Origin of the sequence: Variovorax ginsengisoli, assembly GCF_030486595.1 — a bacterium.
Classification (GTDB): Bacteria; Pseudomonadota; Gammaproteobacteria; order Burkholderiales; family Burkholderiaceae_C; genus Variovorax; species Variovorax ginsengisoli_B.
Genome location: NZ_JAUJZH010000037.1, coordinates 26,197 through 43,826 on the forward strand (window position 1 = coordinate 26,197; position 17,630 = coordinate 43,826).

A 17,630-nucleotide genomic window follows, 5' to 3' on the forward strand; every position below is an offset into this window, starting at 1 on the left:
AGTGGCAGTCGAAGCAGGAACCGAGCAACTGGTCCGAGTCGCCTCGCTGCTCGCGGCAGGCGTCGTGGCGGTACCGGTCTTCAAACGGCTCGGGCTCGGCTCGGTGCTCGGCTACCTGGCGGCCGGCCTGGCCATCGGCCCCTTCGGCATGGGGCTTTTTTCCGATCCGCAGGCGATCCTGCACGTGGCGGAACTCGGCGTCGTGATGTTCCCGGGCTGGAGATGCACCCCAAGCGCCTGTGGAGCCTGCGCCATCAGATCTTCGGCCTCGGCCTGGCGCAGGTCGTTGCCTGCGGTGCCCTGCTGACCGGTGTCGGCATGCTTGCGGGCCTGTCGCCGGCCGTGGCCTTCGTCGCCGCGATGGGCTTCGTGATGACGTCGACCGCCACGGTCATGCAGATCCTCGACGAGCGCGGCGAGACCACGACAGTCCGTGGGCAGAGCGTGGTGTCGATTCTTCTGCTGGAAGATCTGGCGATCGTTCCCTTGCTCGCCATCGTGGCGCTGCTGGCCCCCGCCGAGGCCGCGGACGGCTCCTCCATCTGGCAGAGGGTCGGACTGGCGCTGGCCGCCGTGGCCAGCCTGACGGCCGCTGGACGGTGGCTCCTCAATCCGCTCTTTCACGTGCTCGCCGCAGCCCATGCGCGAGATGTCATGACCGCTGCCGCCTTGCTGGTGGTGCTGGGCCTGTTCTTCCTGAGCGTCGGCATGGCGCTGAACCTGGCCATCTTCGCAACCCATTGGCCCCAGGTTGTGGGCGGCGTCATCGCCTTCATGCTGGTGAAGGCTGCGGGCATCTACGGCGTGGGCCGTGTGCTCGGCGCCAGGCACGAGGACGCCTTGCATCGGATGGTGCTGATGGCGCAGGGCGGAGAGTTCGACGTCGTTCGATCGACGGCCCGACCAACGCGGTGCTCACCGCGATCGTGATCCTGTCGATGGCACTGACGCCGCTGGCAGTGGGCGCCCTGCGCTGGATGCTGCCCGAGCGCTCGGTCGACATGGAGGGCATTCCCAAAGCCGAGGGCCTGACGGGCAGCGTGCTGATGATCGGCTTCGACCGCTTCGGGCAGGTGGCGAGCCAACCGCTGCTCGCGCGCGGCGTCGACGTCTCCATCATCGACATGGACACCGAGATGATCCAGAGCGCCGAGGACTTCGGCTTCAAGGTCTACTACGGCGACGGCACCCGGCTGGACATTCTGCATGCCTCCGGGGCAGCGACGGCGCAGGCCATTGCCGTATGTGTGGACGACAAGGGCGCAGGCTGAAGATCGTCGACCTGGCCAAGGAATCCTTCCCGCACGCCAAGCTGCTCGTGCGCGCCTTCGATCGCGGCCATGCCCTCCAGCTGCTCTCGGGCAACGTCGAGTACCTGGTGCGCGAGACTTTCGCGGGGGCGAGCGAGTTCGGCGAAGCCGCGTTGCGCGCCATCGGCGTTCCGCCCAACGAAGCAGCGCAAATCGCGGCAGATGCCTTGCGGCGCGACGAGGAGCGGCTGGAGTTGCAGACGGCCGGCGGCATCGAGGCCGGGCTCGAGCTGATGCACAGCAACCGACTCAAACCCACACCGCTGACCACGCGGCCGGACGCGGGCCGCTAGGGCGAGTTCTTCACACTGCGCGCCGTCGCCGATGCTGAGCCTCCACTTGCAGCGCCACACTCAGGTTCACATCCCCGCAAGTCGGGCAACCAGTTCCCCGACGGTGCGCAATGCAGACACGAAGCGCGGATCCCCGCCGTGGCCGAAGTTGATGCGCACCCAATGGGTGAAGCGCCTGTCGATCGAGAACATGTGTCCTGGCGCCAGCGTGACGTTGTGCGCGAGGGCAAGCCGATGCAGGGCCAGCGCATCGACGCTCCGCGGCAGTTGGAGCCACAGAAAGTAGCCCCCTTCCGGAACGGCGACCTGGGTCGAACAAGGGAAGAATTCGCGGACAGCGTTCACGGCGACGACCTTGTAGCAGTTCAGCGTCGCACGCATCTGACGCAAGTGCCTGTCGTAGCGGTTTGCTGTCAGGTAGCTGGCGATCGCGGCAACGGATGGAACCGCCGGTGCGAGCGAATGCAACAGCCGCAAGTGTTCGATAGTGCGTGCATACCGGCCGCCTGCTACCCAACCGATGCGATACCCGGGCGCGAGCGACTTGGAGAACGAACCGCAATGCATCACGAGGCCTGCCTTGTCATCGTGCTTTGCCGGCAAAGGCCTGCGGTCCCCGAAATAGAGCTCGGCGCAGACATCGTGTTCAATCAAGGGAATCTCGTGCTGCGCAAGCAGCCTCACCAAGGCCTCCCTGCAGTCTTGCGGCATCAGACTGCCCAGAGGGTTTTGAAAACTGGGCATGAAGCAGCACGCCGCCATTCGGCTTTTCCTGAGCGCGACGCCCAGCGCTTCAACGTCGACGCCATAGCGCGAGTGAGTCGGAATCTCGAGCGCTCGCAGCTTCAGACGTTCAAGTACCCGCAATGCCGGGTAGAAGGTCGGCGACTCGATGGCCACCACGTCACCGGGCCGGGTGACGGCCTGGCAGGCACAGGTGCAATCCTTCCATGGCGCCAGCGGTCAGAGTGATCTCCTCGGCGTCAACGGCCGTACCGGCGAGCCGGTATCGCAACGCGATCTGGCGTCGCAGATCCTTGGCTGGCACTGAATCATGAGACACGCAAAAAGGATCAAGGTCGCGCATGCTGTTCCATAGATGGCGCGCCAGCCGGGATAGCGGATATAGCGTCGGACTGAGAAAGCCCGATCCCAGCTGAACGAGTTCGCGCGATCCTGCGGTCCGGATCAATTCCATCGAGAGATCATCGATCTCCTCTTCCGCGGAGGGTGCGTTCGCGTGCGAAGTCTTCGGCGCAACTGCGGCCGCGCGGTGGGAGCGGTCATGGACGAAGTAACCCGACCGGGGCCGGACGTGAATGAGTCCACGCGCTTCGAGCAGGTAATAGGCCGCAAAGACGGTGGTTCGGCTCAGGCCCTGCATGGCACTCGCCTCGCGCACCGAAGGCAGGCGATCTCCAGGATTCAGGGCGCCGGCGTCGATCAGATCCGCTATCTCGCTTGCATAGCGCTCGTAGCGCCTCATGGGAGCACGGCCCGATGGGTCAAATACCTTCCGGCGAGTGTCATGCTGGTTGATTCGTGCGGGCAATGGTCGGAAGACCCTTGGCGCGGGCGTGTTGGGAACGGGGCACCGGCAAATTGCCGACCTACGTAGGCAAGAGGGGCGTCTGATGGAGGAGGCGAGTAGCTGGACAGTCGGGCAGTCACCCCCGCGCGACCAATGGAATTGAAGCCAGGCCTTGGGCCGCGGGCTCGAATCAGCTCGAAATCTCGATGCGCAAGTGGGTGGCCGAAAAGGGCCAGTTCAGCATCGATGGATGCAGGCCAGAGGCGCTTGCCTGCGATTGACGGCCCGAGATCCTTAGAACTGGCTCACAAACGAGAGAACGCCCTGGTGCCCCGCAACGTACCGCCGGATGCATGAGCGTCGGGTTCCGAAGGCGATGTCATGTTCTTTTTTTCACGCCAGCCGTGGCCTTTTACTCGCCGAGCCCGAACCGCTCGAAGAGTTCCGACTTCAACCGGTTGACCTCCACCCTCGCGTCTGACTTTGGTGCCTGCTGTCCCGACAAGACGGCCGCGGCTTCAGCAGCGGCGTCCCGGGCCATGCGAGCATTCAGCGAGCATCGCAGCAACTCGCGCTTGCGATCCCTTGAATCCACGATGGTGAGGTCCCTCATGAGAACTTCTGCGACCTCGAGCGCTGAAACTGCCGCAGACAGCGTCAAGTGGATGCCAGCACGCGCACGATTTCCGTAGTCGGTCTCTTCCCGCACGCCCAATTCCTTCTCCTGCTCGGAGGGAGGGAGCGCGCCAATGTCAGTGGGAGCGAAGTACGGCACTGCATGAACGCCATGCTCACGCGCCGAGATGACTTCTTGTAGCGCGACTCTGACCATTTGAACGGTTTCTAGGTCTAGGGATTTCATAGCCATCTCTTTGTTCACCTCGGGAGGTGCCCCGGGCTCGAATCGGCTCAAATTCTCGATGCGCAATCGGGTGCTGGAAAGGACCAGTTTTGCAGCAGTTGATGCAGACCAGAAGGCGCCTGCCTGCAACTGGCCCGTCCGAGATCCTTCGAACTGGCTCTGGTCGCCGCGCGTCGAACTTCCAACAATCGGGACGCTTGGCGAAGAAGGCTGGAATGCTCGATGTCGACCAGGCACTTCGCACGGCCGAGAGGAATCTCGGGCGGCGTCTTCATTGACTGGAACGTCCTGCGAGTCGTTCGAACCGGACCGAGACCTGAACAATGCGATTTGGAATTTTTCGCCGCTGGGGGCTCTCGGCGCCCGTCGCAGACGAAGCGGCTGCGCTCCATGTCGATATCAGCGAGCCACCCGAAGTCACGAACAGCATCGGGTCAGCCGGGTTCGTCAACTACGCCCTGCTGCTCGACGCGCACAAGCGCGTCAGAGGCTACAGGCTGGCATGGCGCGCGGCTTCGCCGCATGGCGCATCGTCCGCGTCGGAGAACTTCAGGGCCCTGCTTTCGTGTGTGTCGACGAACCTCAATGGGCGCAAGACCGGGTGGCGGCTCGGCGCACTGCTCGTCTTTTTCGACCTCACGGTCGACGGCCTCTTCCTGAGGGAACTGGAAGGCTTGCCACCTGAGAACGTCGTGCTGTGCATGGGCCTTGACGACCTTGCGGATGCCGACGCGCGCTCAATGATGCTGCACCTTCGCGCGCAAGGCTTCGGCTTCATGCTTTGCGACGCCGATGACCTCCCCGAGGATCCCGAGATGCGGGCCATAGTCACCCACATGGACGCAGGCGACGGCCGGTCGGACCTCGTCGCAAGCATTCGTCAAGAACCGCCGCCGGGAATGCCGCGTATCGAACCGATCGCCACGCAGGTCGCCAACTGGCGGGACTTCGACGCCTGCGCCGCACGCCAAGTGAGCGCCTTCGTGAAGGGAAGAGACGCGATCACCCCAGCCCAGGAAGCAGGCGGCTCCCTGACGCCGACATCCATGTTGATCGTCCATCTGATGCAACTGATCCAGCGCAATGAAGACGTTCGGGTCATCGAGGCTGCACTCAAACACGATGCTGCGTTGACCTATCGCCTGCTGCGATTCATCAATTCGCCGGGCATGGGGATCGGCGTCCAGATCCAGTCGATCGGCCACGCCATATCAATGATTGGTTATGCGCCGCTCTTTCGCTGGCTTTCGGTTCTGCTCGTGACGAGCAACAAGGGCGCGGCCTTCATGGCCAAGAAGGCGATCGTTCGCGGCAGATTCGTCGAACTGATGGGGCGGGGCACTCTGCCTCCCGATGAGGCTGACAACCTGTTCGTGGCTGGCATGTTCTCGCTGATCGACCGCCTGCTCGGCGTCCCGATCGAGGAGGTGCTGGACAATGTGCAGCTGCCCGAATCGGTTCAGCTCGCGATCCTGAAACGCGAGGGCACATACGGGCCATTCGTCACATTGGCCGAACGTTGCGAGGACGATGCCGACGAGGCGGCGCAATTGGCGGAGGCGCTGTTCATCAGCGCGGACAAAGTGAATGCGGCGCATCTGTCGGCGCTCGCCTGGGCGCAGGAAGTCAGCCCGGCGGAAGCAATCGCTTGAGCCCGTGCGCGGGGGTCGGACCAGAGCCATGTCACCTCTACAGGCCATGCGCCGCCACGAGGCCACCGAGCCGGTGGCGTTTCCGTGGCCACATCCAGCTCAGGCGGTCTCGCGTGCGGCCTGTTCCTGATCCTGCGATCTATCGATAGGCCCTGCCAGACTCGTGTCCTGGCCGACCAGCACCAGTCCGGCGCGAAAGGCGGTGCGGCCTCCGGCACGGATATCGGAGACAAGCTTGCACAGGCGCTCGGCGCGCTCCTTGGGCGATCGAATGGCTGGTTCGGTCATGAGGCGCTGAACCACGGCCAGCAGCGTGGCGGCGCACGTCAGGCAAAGGTGGATGGCCGCACATTCCTGCGACGCGAACTTTTCTTCCTTCACGCTGCCCGCCGCAATTTTCTTTCCAGGCGGCCGCGGCTCGCTGAGACGGGTGAGGCCGAACCCGGGCGCGGATTCATCGTCGCCATGGCAGCCAGCAAGCATCACTTCGATCGACTGGAGGGCACGCTCGATCTCGAGAATCTGGGTTATTTTCATTGGACGTGTACGTGCCGCTGCGGCAACATTGCCTTGGTCAAGGCCTTCGATTGTTCGCTGTCTTGCGTCCACCGGACAGAATCAGTTGATCGCAACTTCGAGCGGTCCAGATAGCCCTGCCGGCGACGTTCCGTTGTGCGCCGACAGCACGGGTGCCACAATGGATCGGGCGCATCGCGCTCCAGGCGGAGTCATGAAACTCTATGAGCGCTGCGCCAACGACATCGCGGAACTCATCCGCAACAACACTCTGCGGCCCGGCGATCGACTGCCCTCGGTGCGGGAGGCGAGCGCCGCGCGCGGGGTGAGTCGCTCAACCGTGTTCCAGGCTTACTATCTGCTGGAGACGCGGGGTCTCATCGAGGCCCGTTCGCGCTCAGGCTACTACGTGAAGGTCCACCGCCTTCCGGTCAAATTCTCGGCGCCGGAGGATTCGACACCGGCTTGCGTATCCAGGGATGTCGACATCGGACACCTCGTGTTCGACCTGCTGGGTTTGGCGGGGCGGCGCGACTTCGTGCCTCTCGGATCGGCATTCCTGAGTCCCTCGCTGTGTCCGCTGACGCGATTGGCACGGCACCTTTGGACCGAGATGCGCGACTTCGATCCGTGGCGGCTGATCGAAGATCTCGCTCCAGGCAACGAGGCGCTGCGCCGCAACCTCGTGCTGCGCTACATGACGGACGGCATCGCCGTGAATCCCGCGGAAATTGTGCTGACCAACGGCGCCATGGAAGCGCTGAACCTGTGCCTCCGCGCAGTGACACGCCCCGGCGACATCGTCGCGGTCGAGTCACCCACCTTCTATGGCGCGTTGCAGGCCATCGAGCGCCTCCACTTGCGGGCCGTCGAGGTTGCGACCGCGCCGGACCGAGGCATCGACATCAATGCGCTCGCGGCCGCGCTCGAGCAGCATCGCGTCGCGGCCTGCTGGCTGATGCCGAACTTTCAGAACCCGCTGGGCAGCCTGATGCCGGAGGATCGCAAGAAGGCTCTGGTCGAACTGCTCGCGAGCAAGGAGATTCCCTTGATCGAGGACGACGTCTACGGCGAGCTGTACTTCACCGAGAAGAAGCCGCCGCCGGCCAAGGCCTTCGACACTCAAGGCCTGGTGATGCACTGTGGCTCCTTCTCCAAAAGCCTGGCGCCGGGCTATCGCGTCGGTTGGGTGGCGGGAGGTCGATTCGCGAAGAAGATCGAGCAGCTCCGGCTCATGTACACGATTTCGCCAGCGATTCCATCGGAAGCTGCGATCGCCGCCTACCTGGACCAGGGTAGCTACGACCGCCACCTGCGGCGAATGCGGCAGGCGCTGACCGGTTATCAGGCCATCGCCATCGACGCCGTGCAGGAGCATTTCCCCCATGGCACGCTCATGGCCCTGCCGAAAGGCGGCTATTTCCTGTGGATCGAGATGCCGTCCGCCGTTGACGCGCTCCAGCTCCAGACGCTCGCCTGCAAGCGGGGCATCAGCCTCGCTCCGGGACCGCTGTTTTCGAGTGACAGGCGCTTCAGGCAATGCCTGCGGCTGAACTACGGCCATGGCGGCGATCCTCGCTTCGTGCCAGCCCTGCGGGCGGTCGGCGAGCTCGCGAAACTGGTCATGGATGAAAGCCGCGGCGTGGCGGGGGGAAGCGGTGCACCGCCGCAACAAGACAGGACCATCAGACCGGCAGCGTGAAGCTGAAGGTTTCGCCGCCCTCTTCGTTCGCCGAGCACCAAAGCCGGCCTTCGTGGGCCTCGACGATCGATCGGCTGATTGCAAGCCCCATGCCCATTCCGCTCGGTTTGCTGCTGTAGAAGGCGTCGAAGACGTGATCGCGCTCGTCCGGGTGCAGGCCGACGCCTGCGTCGCGCACGAGCACGCGCTGCATCTGCAGCCCGTCCTGTCTGACCTCCATCCTCAGGCGGCGCAGCGGCGCGGGCGTCGTCGCCATGGCCTCGATGCCGTTCAGAACCAGGTTGAGCACCACCTGCTGCAGCTGAACCCGGTCGCCGATCACCGGCGCCAGCACCGGATGCTCGGGCTCGATGTCCAGTTCGATGCCGCGCGCGCGGGCTTCGCTCTCGACCATGTCGGCCACCTCGCGCAGCAACCCGTGGAGTTGGACCTGGGAGCGCCGAGTCTCGCCGCGCTGCACGAAGGCGCGGATCCTGGCGATGGCCTCGCCGGCGCGATGCGCGTCGGCGACGATGCGTTCGATGGCGACGACCGCCTCCCCGAGGTTCGGCGGTCGCATCGCCAGCCATCGGACGGCTGCGTGTCCGTTGGTCTCTATTGCCGCCAGCGGCTGGTTCATCGCGTGCGCAATCGACGCCGCCAGTTCGCCCATGGCCGCTACGCGCGCCACGTGCGCGGGTTCGTCGCGCGCGCGCCGCAGGGCGTCACCCGCCTCGCGGCGCTCGCTGATGTCCTGCACCAGTGCGACGAAGCAATCCACCAAGCCATTGCTCGTGCGCAAGCACTTGACGGCCATCGTGCAGTAGATCGGGCGGCCGTCCTTGTGGATAAAACGCTTGTCGAGGAGATAGCCGTCCTGCTCGCCCGCCAACACCTGCTCGAACTGCGCCCGGTCGGCGGCCAGGTCCTCCGGATGCGTGATGTCGGGCCAGCGGATGCGCAGGAGCTCGTCGCGCGAATAGCCGAGGATGCGGCACAGCTCGTCGTTCACCTCGATGCAGCCCGTGTCCGGCTTGGTGAGCGCCATGCCGATCAGCCCCAGGTCGAAATAGCGGCGAAAGCGTTCCTCGCCGGCGCGCAGCTTGTCCTCGGCCCAGTTGCGCTCGATGATGTCGACCGCATAGCGCGCGTACAGGTCGGTGCATCGCAGCACGCCCTGCGAGAACGTGTGGGGCTGTCGAAAATGCGTGGTGATGATGCCGAGCAGCTCGCCCGTGTGGCTGATGAGCGGAGTGGACTGCACCGCCCGAAAGCCGCTGACCTCGACGATCGCACGGTGCGGCGCATAGCCCGGGTCGGCGATCACGTCCTCGACGATGACCCGCTCGCCGCTGCGCAACGCCCGGCTGCAGGACATGCCGTCGTCGTGGGTCCGGGCGAAATAGCCGAGGAATTCCTCGGAGAGCCCGCGCTGCGCCACGGCCACCGGGTCGCCTCTCTCGCGTTCGACCCGATGCGCGACGCCGAAGTCGGCCCCGTGCAGCCCGATCATCGCGTCGAGCACCTCCTCGAACAGCGGCTGCAAGCCCCTGATGGAGAGCAGCCGTCTCGAGAACTCATGCAGTCGTCGCAAGTCCGCGGCCTCGTTCGCGTCCTGCACCGCCTGCTCGCGCTCCCTGGCCTCGCGGTCCAGACGTGCCGCCAGGCCGGGCCTCAGCATTCGTGACAGCCTGTTCATGCTGCAGCATAATCCTGCAGCATCCTCTTGGCACGTCGTTCGAATGCCCGCCTTCGCGCGGCGCCTACGCCGCCACCGGGCCAGCCTCCGCCGCCGCCTCTGACTGCGTCTTCGTCTTCTTCGCGCCGGCGCCCTGCTTCGCGCCCGGCGCCGTCCCGTCCGACGCCTTGTCGATGCGAAGCGCCTTCTCGACCGGGTCGTAGCCGAGTTTCACGCTCTGGCCCGCCGACACTTCGCCCTTGAGCATGGCGGTTGCCAGCCGCGACTCGACCTCGGAGCGCAGCTTTCGCTTGAGCATGCGGGCACCGAACTCGGGGTCGTAGCCGATCTCCGCCAGGTGGTCGACCAGCGAGTCGTCGAACTCGAGCTGCACGTTCTGCGCGGCCGCGATGCGCGCCACACGCCGCAGCTGCAGCCCGGCGATGGCACGAATCTCCGGCCTGCCCAGCGCGTGGAAGACCACGACCTCGTCGACCCGGTTCAGGAACTCGGGCCGGAAGTGGTGCCGCAGCAGTTCCATCAGCCGGTCGCGCAGCGCCGGGTACTCGAGAACTTCGCGATCCTCGGCCTTGAGGTTGCGCTGGATCACGTCGGAACCGAGATTGCTGGTGGCGATGACGATGGTGTTGGTGAAGTCGACCACCCGGCCCTTGCCGTCGGTGAGGCGCCCCTCGTCGAACAGCTGCAGCAGAATGTTGTGGACCTCGGAGTGCGCCTTCTCGATCTCGTCGAGCAGCACCACGCTGTAGGGCCGGCGCCGCACCCGCTCGGTGAGCTGGCCGCCTTCCTCGTAGCCTACGTAGCCGGGTGGCGCGCCGACCAGCCGGGCGACCGTGTGCCGTTCGGAATACTCGCTCATGTCGATGCGCACCAGGGCGTCCTCGTTGCCGAACACCGTCGCCGCCAATGCCTTGGCCAGTTCGGTCTTGCCTACGCCGGTGGGGCCGAGGAAGAGGAAGGTCGCCGTCGGCTTGCCGGCCTCGCCGAGGCCCGCGCGCGCCAGGCGCACGGCTTCGCTGACCGCATGCACGGCCTCCTCCTGGCCGACCACGCGTTCACGCAGCCGGTCTTCGAGCTTGAGGAGCTTCTCGCGATCCTCGACCGTCAACTCGGAGAGCGGCACGCCGGTCAGCGCCGAGACAATCTGCGCCACGTGCTCCGCGCTCACCTCCGAGGAACTGGTGCCGCGCTTCTTCTTCCAGTCCGCGGCGGCCACGGCGAGCTTTTTCTCTTCGTCCTTGATGCGGTCGCCCAGGTCCTTTGCCTTGTCGTATTGCTTGGCTGCGCCGGCGGTGTCCTGCTCCTGGTGCAGCTTGCGCATGCGGGCCTCGATGTGCTGCAGTTCCTGCGGCCGCGAGCTGGCCTGGATGCGCACCCGCGCCGCCGCCTGGTCGATCAGGTCGATCGCCTTGTCGGGCAGGAAGCGTGCGGCGATGTAGCGCGCAGACAGCTTCGCCGCTGCCTCGATCGCGGCCTCGCTGATCTTCACCTTGTGGTGCGCCTCCAGGCGGTCGCGCAGCCCGCGCAGGATCTCGATCGTGTCCGCGACGCTGGGTTCCGGAACGTTGACCGGCTGGAAGCGCCGCTCCAGGGCCGCATCCTTCTCGATGTACTTCTGGTACTCGTTGAGCGTCGTCGCGCCGATCAGGTGCAGCTCGCCGCGCGCCAGCGCCGGCTTGAAGACATTGGCCACGTCCAGCCCGCCCTCGCCGCCGCCGGCGCCCGCACCGACGATGGTGTGCAGCTCGTCGATGAAGATGATCAGCTCGTCCTGCCGGTCGATGATTTCGTCGAGCACCTGCTTGACGCGCTCCTCGAACTCGCCGCGGTACTTGGCGCCGGCCACGAGGCTGTTGATGTTGAGTTCCATCACGCGCTTGCCGCGCAGCACCTCGGGAACCTGGTCCTGCACGATGCGCTGGGCCAGGCCCTCGACGATCGCGGTCTTGCCGACGCCGGGCTCGCCGATCAGCACCGGGTTGTTCTTCTTGCGGCGCGCCAGCACCTCGATCGTGGTCTCGATCTCCTGGGCGCGGCCGATCACCGGGTCGAGCTTGCCCTGTCGGGCCAGCTCGCTCAGGTCCCGGCCGTACTTGTCGAGCGTGGGCGTGCCGCTGCGCTGCTGCAGCTTGCCCTCTTCCGCGCCCTTGCCCACGACCTTGACGGTCTTCTGGCGCAGCGACTGCGAATTGAGGCCGAGCTTGCGCAGCAGGTCGCCGGCATAGCCGTCTTCCTCTTCGACCAGGCCGAGCAGGATGTGCTCCGGCCCGACGTAGCTGTGGCCCAGCTCGCGCGAGGCGATCAACGCATGGTCGAGCGCACTCTTGGCGCGCGGCGAGACACCGATCTGCGGCGTCTCGCCTTCGGCGGCCTTGTATTCACCGCGCGGCGCGTTCTCTTCGATGTTCGACTGAATGTCCTGCGCCGACAGCTTGAACTCGCGCAGGATCTCCTGCACCACCTCGTTGTCGACCAAGGCCAGCAGCAGGTGTTCAGTGTCGACCTCGTCCTTGCCGTAGCTCAGCGACTTCTCCGCCGAGGCCTGCAGCCGGTCCATCGCGGTTTCGTTCAGGAAGCTGCGCAGGTCCACCGCCTCGCGCGAGCGCTGGCGGCGCGGTGCATCTGCCCGCGGGCGGTTCGCACCGCCACCGCCACCGCCACCGGCGGCCGTCCGGTCGCCGAACAGCGAGGGGCGATGGCCGAAGAAGCTCTGGAACTCGTCGAACAGTCCGCCGCGGAACAGCGATTCGAGCGGCGAGCGCTCGAAGGCGCTGCCCATCGCCTCGGCATAGTGTTCATCGCATAGCGTGACCTCGCGGGACCTGCCGCCTTCGCGCAGGGTGAGTTGGGTGGTGGCGGGGCGTCCGCACACGTCGCACTTGGCCATGATCACTCCTTTTTTGCGGTCAGGCCGCGTATTCGAACTTCGGCAACGCCTTCAGTTCTTCCTTGTTGGCATTGGGCAGCACGGCCTTCGGCGCGATGTGCGTGAACTGGCGCACCGGAATCGCGACCAGGTGCTTGCCCAAGCCGAGAAAGCCGCCGACGTTCACCACGGCAGTGGAGAGGGTGCCGTCGGGCGAAAGAACGAGGTCGTCCACCTTGCCGATCTTTTCGCCCTTGTCGTTGTAGACGTCCTGGTTCATCAACTTGGACGCGCGGTAGCCCGTCGCAACCAGCTGTGTTTCGGCGATGGTCACGCCGAGCACGGCCCGCGCAGCCACCGGTGCCGCAGGCGCCTTGGCGACCCCCGACTCCTTGGTCGTCCCGGGGGCGGGTGACGGGGTCGCCTGGCCACTGGAGAGCTGGGCCATGCCCAGCAATGCGCAAGCGATGCTGGTGCGAAGAAGGTTCGAGTTCATGATGTGACGCTCCATTGAAGGTTGGTGAAATCACTGGATGACCAGCTTGTGCGAGGCCTTGGCGTCTGCGGCTTTCTTCGGCAGCCGCAGTGTCAGCACGCCCTGGTCGAAGCGCGCCTCGGCATGCTCCAGGTCCACGCCGTCGGGCAGCGGCAGCACGCGCTGGAAACTGCCGAAGGCCCGCTCCAGCCGATAGCAGCCCTTTTCTTCCTGCTTGGCGTCACGCGCTTCTCGCCGCGCAAGATCAGGAAGCCGTCTTCGACTTCGATCTCCAGGTCCTTCTTCTCCATGCCGGGCAGCTCCGCGGTGAGGCGCAAGGCGTCGCCGTCATCGACGAAATCGACCTTCGGCTGGAACATGGCCGGACTGAAGTCGCCGAACCAGCGTCCCGCGCCGCCGAGGGGGCCGCGCAAGAAGCCGGGCAGCATGCTGAAGGGATCCAGGGCCTGGAGCAGTCGCGCCGGCTCGGTCCACTCGGCGGGCGGGCGCGGCCGCGGCGCGGCCTCGGCCGCCGAGCCGTCCGATGCCGGCCGCGCCTCGGTGCTGCCCCGGGAGAACTTGAAGGGGTTCCATTTCTGCAGATCGATTGCCATGTCATGCTCCTTGCCGGATATGAAGGTATTCACTGCCCGCCGGCTGCCAGCGGCTGATCCGGCGCATGGTCATGCGCTGCGCGCCGGATACGCAGGCCCAGGCTCAGCAACAGCACGCCCGTCAGCACGGCGTGCAGGCTGATCAGCCAGACCATGGCCAGCGCGCCCGGCCCCGGTGCCGCGAGCACCAGCGCGCCGAACAGCAGCGAGACGATGCCGCTCAGCACCAGCGGCGCCCTGCTGCGAGTCGGCCTCAGCCGATCGTGATGCGGTTCTCGACCGCACTGACCCCGGGCGCCTTCCACGCCGCGCGCTCCGCTTCCTCGCGCTCGGCCCAGGCGCGCACCCTGCCCTTGAGGGTCACCTTGCCGCCGTCCACCTCGACCGTGATCCGCTCGGCGTCGGTCTGCGCGCTGCGTACCAGCGCCTCCTCGACCTTCTTCTTGATGTCCGAAGGTTGCACCATCGGCTTCACGTCGATCAGGTTGCTGACGCCCTTCACGCCGGCGAGATTGCGCACGACGCGCCCGGCCTGCTGCTTCTTGTATTGCCAGTCGACCGTGCCCTTCAGGGTGACCCAGCCCTTGGAGACGGTGACATCGATCTTTTCCCGCTCCAGCAGAATGTCCCATTGCAGGGCGCGCGCTGCAGCTGCGGCGATATCGGGGTCGGTGCGTTCGTAGCCGGCGCCCAGCCGGACCTCGATGTCGTTGGCCACGGCCTTCACGCCGCGCACGCGGTGAGAAGCCTCTTCCGCCGCCCAGCGCTTGGTGTAGGAATCGACATAGCCGGTGAGCGTGACGACGCCTTCCTTCACCGCGACGCCGATCTCGTTGGACTGCACACGTGGTTCCCATCTCAGTTCGGCCAGCACCTCGTTCTGGATCTCGACGTCGGAGCGGACAGCGGTAGCGACGGTCATGATGTTTCCTTGTCTTTCGACTGGCGCCCGCTTGAGGAAAAAATCGCCTCCGACATCGGCGCGCGGGGCGCGGCGGCGCATCGGTCGGTCCCATCAACAGTAGGCTTGCCGGCCGCCGCGGTCTTTCACAGAGCTGCGCAGCTATGTCGCAAAATTGCGGGCAACGCTGGACGACAGTGCCGTGCAGGTGTCCAGCCGGAAGGTACGCGGCGTGAAGCCGGTGTAGCGGAGGAACACGCCGCAGAAATGGCCCTGCGTTCGGAAGCCCACCTGCGCCGCGACATCGATCAGCGCCAGGTCACTGGCGGACAAAAGCGACTTCGCACGCTCCACGCGCTGCATCACCACGTAGAGATGCGGCGGCTGGCCGGTTGCCTGCTTGAACATGCGGGCGAAATGGAATGAGCTCATGTGCACCTCGGTCGCGAGCTGCGCGACGTGGAGGGGTTCGGTGATGTGCTCGTCGATGAAGGCCTGGACCCGCCGCAGTTTGTGCTGCGGCAGACCGGTACCCAGCACCCCGCTCGAGGCCACCCCACCGTAATGGCGTACCAGATGCACGGCCAGCACTCGGACCAGCGGCTCCAGGTAGGCTGCGTTCGGCTGCAAGCCGCTGCGGAGTTCTTCCTGCAAGGCGTTGCCGACCTCGCGGACGAACGGATCAAGGGTGGAATAGCGGGTCGCCAGACGCGGCACCGCAACTCCGAGCGCGGCGCGAGTCTGTTGCGCCAGGAAGTCGGGCGCGATCCGTAGCAGCAAAGTGCCGCCAGGCGGCCGACACTGAACGCGGCAGATCCGGCCGTCCGGAATCAGGGCCACCAGGGGTGCCCTCAGGAATGTCTTGCGTTCCTCGCCGTCATCGGTGCGGTAGGCGATGTCCACCGCCGCGCCTTCGGTCGGAATCAGGATCTCGATCGCATCCCGCCGGCGCTCGGTCTCTTCGTTTGCCAAAGGCAGGAGCGCGCACTGGGTGACCTCGACCTCCTCAGGCATTGCAGGGGTCATGGTCGTCACCTCGCAAATATTGTGGACGACTGAACCATACGCGCTGCCGGCTCCCTATGCCATGCCGCTTTGGTTTACGGTGAATGCGCCCTGCTCCCGCACCACCACGGCGCGTTGGACTACACCCGTTCCGCCAGCCTCACCAGATCGGGCAGGGAACGCACGCCCATCTTCTTCATCAGGTTGTGGCGGTGCACCTTGACCGTGTCCTCCGCAATATCGAGCCTGGCCGCGACCTGTTTGTTCAGCATGCCCTCCACGACCAGGGCCAGCACCTCATGTTCGCGCGGCGACAAAGACGCCATGCGCTGGCGGATTTCGTCAAGTTCGGCCCGCTCGCCAATGCCGGCGGCATCGCGTTCGAGCGCCAGGTCGATCGCATCGAGCAGTTCGACATCGCTGAAGGGTTTGAGAAGGAACTCGACCGCCCCCGCCTTCATCGCCTTCACGCTCATCGGGACATCGCCGTGGCCGGTCATGAAGACGATCGGCAGTGCATCGCCGCGTTGGGCCAGGATGCGCTGCAGTTCCAGCCCGCTGGTGACCGGCAGCCGCACGTCGAGCACGAGGCAAGCCGGCAGGTTCGGGCGCGCATGGGCGAGAAACTCCGCCGCGGTCTCGAAGGTCCGCACCTGCCATTCGAACGCGCGCATCAGGCTGCTGAGCGCTTCGCGCATGGATGCGTCGTCGTCGACGATGTACACGATCGACTTCGGGCGCCCGCGGCCGGTGACGAATGACATGGAACCTCCCGGGAAGTGCAAGTGTGTGCCCGGCGCGGAGGTCTGTCCAGCGCCGGACTTGGCAAGTTTGCGCAGCAATCCGGAAGACGGCCGCTTCCGCCGGGCCTACGCTGCCGACAACGGAAAGACCCGATGAAACGCCCGTTCCTCTTCCTCGACACCGCGGGACAGCGCGCGAGCGCCGAGCCACGGGCACGCTGAGGCTTCGATCGTGACCTTGAGCGACGCCAGAGACCCGCCGTCGCCGCCAGGGGCGGCGCTGGTGAAGATCTACGGGCGATTGGGCAATGCCGCCGCCTGGGCGATACGCGACTTCCTGCACCGCAGCGACGTACCCTTCGAGTGGGTTCCGCTGTCAAACGACGACAGCGCACGCAGTGAAGCCCAGGTCGACCACCTGCACGATGGACGACTGCCGGTCTGCCTGTTCCCAGACGGCACCCGCATGGAATGCCCGACGATCCGGCAGATCACGGAGAAGCTCGGCTGGATCAGGAATCCGTCTCGCTCCGAATACGACCTGGCCATCTAGGGCGCCGGCCCGACCGGGCTCAGCGCTGCGGTCTACGCCGGGGCCGATGGACTGTCGACGGTTCTGGTCGAGCCCGGACGCGGCGTCGGCGTGCTTGAGGATGGCACACGGATCGTCGCGCGCGCCTCGATCTGCGCGACCGGCGTGGCCTACCGGCGACTCGGCCTGCCGAACGCCTCACCGGCCCCGACCTGCTGCAGGGCTGCCGACGCCCGCCGCGGTGGCCGCTGGACCGCGAGCCGTACTTCCTCGAGACCAGCATCCCAGGCATGTTTGCGGCCGGCGATGTGCGGCACAACGCGGTGCGCCGCGTCGCATCGGCAGTGGGCGAAGGCGCGATGGCGGTGGCTTTCGTGCACCGCCATCTCGACGCCAGCTGAGCATCGCGTTCTTCACGCGGTGGGGTCGGGCCTCTCGTGCTCGCGAGCGCCGAAGTTCTCGTGTGCATCGGGCGGTTCGATCCTGTCGTCGCGTTCGCGCAGGAGCCAATACACGATGCCCAGCGCCAGGGCCGCGCCGGCCATGGCGGCCACCGTCTCGGGCTCGGTGGACTTCGTGTCGAGGATGACGAACTTGCGGCTGAGCGCCAGCAGGGCGATCAGCACCACCGTCTTGACCTGCACGATGCCATCACGCCGCAGCGCGACTCGGACGATGGAGTGGTTGAACTCCAGCGCGATCAGGAGCGTCATCACCATGCCGAACAGGCCTTGGAACACCTCGTGGTCCAACGGATCGAGTGCGCCGGTCAGAAGCAGCGGCACAACGCGCCGCAGCAACTGGACCAGCGCCAGCGCGACCATCGTCGCGATGATGAATCCGAGCGCGAAGGCGACGAGGTGCTCGAAGCGCTCGTTGATCGTCATCAGCGGCCAATAGCGGCGCGTCTCGCGCAGGAACCAGGGCTTGCGTTGCGGTGGCATCGGGAA

Annotated in this window: 15 protein-coding genes and 2 pseudogenes; 4 read left to right on the forward strand and 13 right to left on the reverse strand. The window is 65.9% G+C overall.

All coding sequences use genetic code 11. From position 1 onward, the window contains the following. Position 1: 1 nt before the first annotated feature. A pseudogene (locus QZH52_RS33655) lies at positions 2-1,603 on the forward strand (cation:proton antiporter domain-containing protein). A 66-nt stretch (positions 1,604-1,669) separates the two neighbouring features. Here the strand turns inward: QZH52_RS33655 and QZH52_RS38765 are convergent. The 3 genes from QZH52_RS38765 to QZH52_RS33665 form a co-directional block, all read right to left on the reverse strand. Further along, the gene (locus QZH52_RS38765; RefSeq protein WP_366919350.1) at positions 1,670-2,506 is read right to left on the reverse strand and encodes an aminotransferase-like domain-containing protein; all 837 of its coding nucleotides are present in this window, start codon (positions 2,504-2,506) and stop codon (positions 1,670-1,672) included. A gap of 1 nt (position 2,507) precedes the next feature. Further along, positions 2,508-3,089 (reverse strand): GntR family transcriptional regulator, encoded by a 582-nt coding sequence (locus tag QZH52_RS38770; protein WP_366919351.1) that lies wholly within the window; start codon positions 3,087-3,089, stop codon positions 2,508-2,510. Between the two features lie 457 nt (positions 3,090-3,546). Next, positions 3,547-4,125, reverse strand: coding sequence for a hypothetical protein (locus tag QZH52_RS33665; protein ID WP_301815528.1), 579 nt, complete (start codon positions 4,123-4,125; stop codon positions 3,547-3,549). 194 nt (positions 4,126-4,319) lie between these two features. On the opposite strand from QZH52_RS33665, the gene QZH52_RS33670 reads away from it, so the two are divergent. Then, complete coding sequence (locus QZH52_RS33670; RefSeq protein WP_301815530.1) at positions 4,320-5,648, forward strand: EAL and HDOD domain-containing protein; 1,329 nt, start codon at positions 4,320-4,322, stop codon at positions 5,646-5,648. Between the two features lie 99 nt (positions 5,649-5,747). Here QZH52_RS33670 and QZH52_RS33675 read toward each other — a convergent pair whose 3' ends face one another. After that, on the reverse strand, positions 5,748-6,185 hold the full coding sequence (locus QZH52_RS33675; protein ID WP_301815531.1) for a hypothetical protein: 438 nt from the start codon (positions 6,183-6,185) through the stop codon (positions 5,748-5,750). A gap of 193 nt (positions 6,186-6,378) precedes the next feature. On the opposite strand from QZH52_RS33675, the gene QZH52_RS33680 reads away from it, so the two are divergent. Next, a complete protein-coding gene (locus QZH52_RS33680; RefSeq protein ID WP_301815532.1) occupies positions 6,379-7,866 on the forward strand; it encodes an aminotransferase-like domain-containing protein in 1,488 nt (495 codons plus the stop codon). Here QZH52_RS33680 and QZH52_RS33685 read toward each other — a convergent pair. From QZH52_RS33685 to QZH52_RS33720, 8 genes and pseudogenes are all read right to left on the reverse strand, one after another. Then, positions 7,850-9,526 carry a sensor histidine kinase gene (locus QZH52_RS33685; RefSeq protein ID WP_301815533.1) on the reverse strand — a complete coding sequence of 559 codons (1,677 nt, stop codon included), beginning with the start codon at positions 9,524-9,526 and terminating at the stop codon, positions 7,850-7,852. The genes QZH52_RS33680 and QZH52_RS33685 overlap by 17 nt on opposite strands. Before the next feature lie 82 nt (positions 9,527-9,608). After that, complete coding sequence (locus tag QZH52_RS33690) at positions 9,609-12,431, reverse strand: ATP-dependent Clp protease ATP-binding subunit (RefSeq protein ID WP_436411660.1); 2,823 nt, start codon at positions 12,429-12,431, stop codon at positions 9,609-9,611. 19 nt (positions 12,432-12,450) lie between these two features. Continuing rightward, positions 12,451-12,906, reverse strand: coding sequence for a PRC-barrel domain-containing protein (locus QZH52_RS33695; RefSeq protein ID WP_301815537.1), 456 nt, complete (start codon positions 12,904-12,906; stop codon positions 12,451-12,453). Positions 12,907-12,936: 30 nt separating this feature from the next. After that, positions 12,937-13,499 (reverse strand): annotated as a pseudogene (locus QZH52_RS33700) (Hsp20/alpha crystallin family protein). 29 nt (positions 13,500-13,528) lie between these two features. Then, positions 13,529-13,726, reverse strand: a complete 198-nt coding sequence (locus QZH52_RS33705) for a DUF308 domain-containing protein (RefSeq protein ID WP_301815539.1) — start codon at positions 13,724-13,726, stop codon at positions 13,529-13,531. A gap of 26 nt (positions 13,727-13,752) precedes the next feature. Then, entirely contained in the window at positions 13,753-14,421 is a 669-nt protein-coding gene (locus QZH52_RS33710) for a BON domain-containing protein (protein ID WP_301815541.1), read from the reverse strand. Positions 14,422-14,562: 141 nt separating this feature from the next. After that, complete coding sequence (locus QZH52_RS33715; RefSeq protein ID WP_301815542.1) at positions 14,563-15,426, reverse strand: helix-turn-helix domain-containing protein; 864 nt, start codon at positions 15,424-15,426, stop codon at positions 14,563-14,565. A gap of 119 nt (positions 15,427-15,545) precedes the next feature. After that, the gene (locus QZH52_RS33720) at positions 15,546-16,130 is read right to left on the reverse strand and encodes a response regulator transcription factor (RefSeq protein ID WP_366919352.1); all 585 of its coding nucleotides are present in this window, start codon (positions 16,128-16,130) and stop codon (positions 15,546-15,548) included. Between the two features lie 256 nt (positions 16,131-16,386). Here QZH52_RS33720 and QZH52_RS33725 point away from each other — a divergent pair, with 256 nt between their 5' ends. After that, positions 16,387-16,701 (forward strand): hypothetical protein, encoded by a 315-nt coding sequence (locus QZH52_RS33725; protein WP_301815546.1) that lies wholly within the window; start codon positions 16,387-16,389, stop codon positions 16,699-16,701. A 392-nt stretch (positions 16,702-17,093) separates the two neighbouring features. On the opposite strand, the gene QZH52_RS33730 is transcribed toward QZH52_RS33725, so the two are convergent. After that, positions 17,094-17,624: a phosphate-starvation-inducible PsiE family protein gene (locus QZH52_RS33730; RefSeq protein WP_301815548.1), complete on the reverse strand. Its 531-nt coding sequence runs from the start codon at positions 17,622-17,624 to the stop codon at positions 17,094-17,096. Positions 17,625-17,630: the final 6 nt, after the last annotated feature.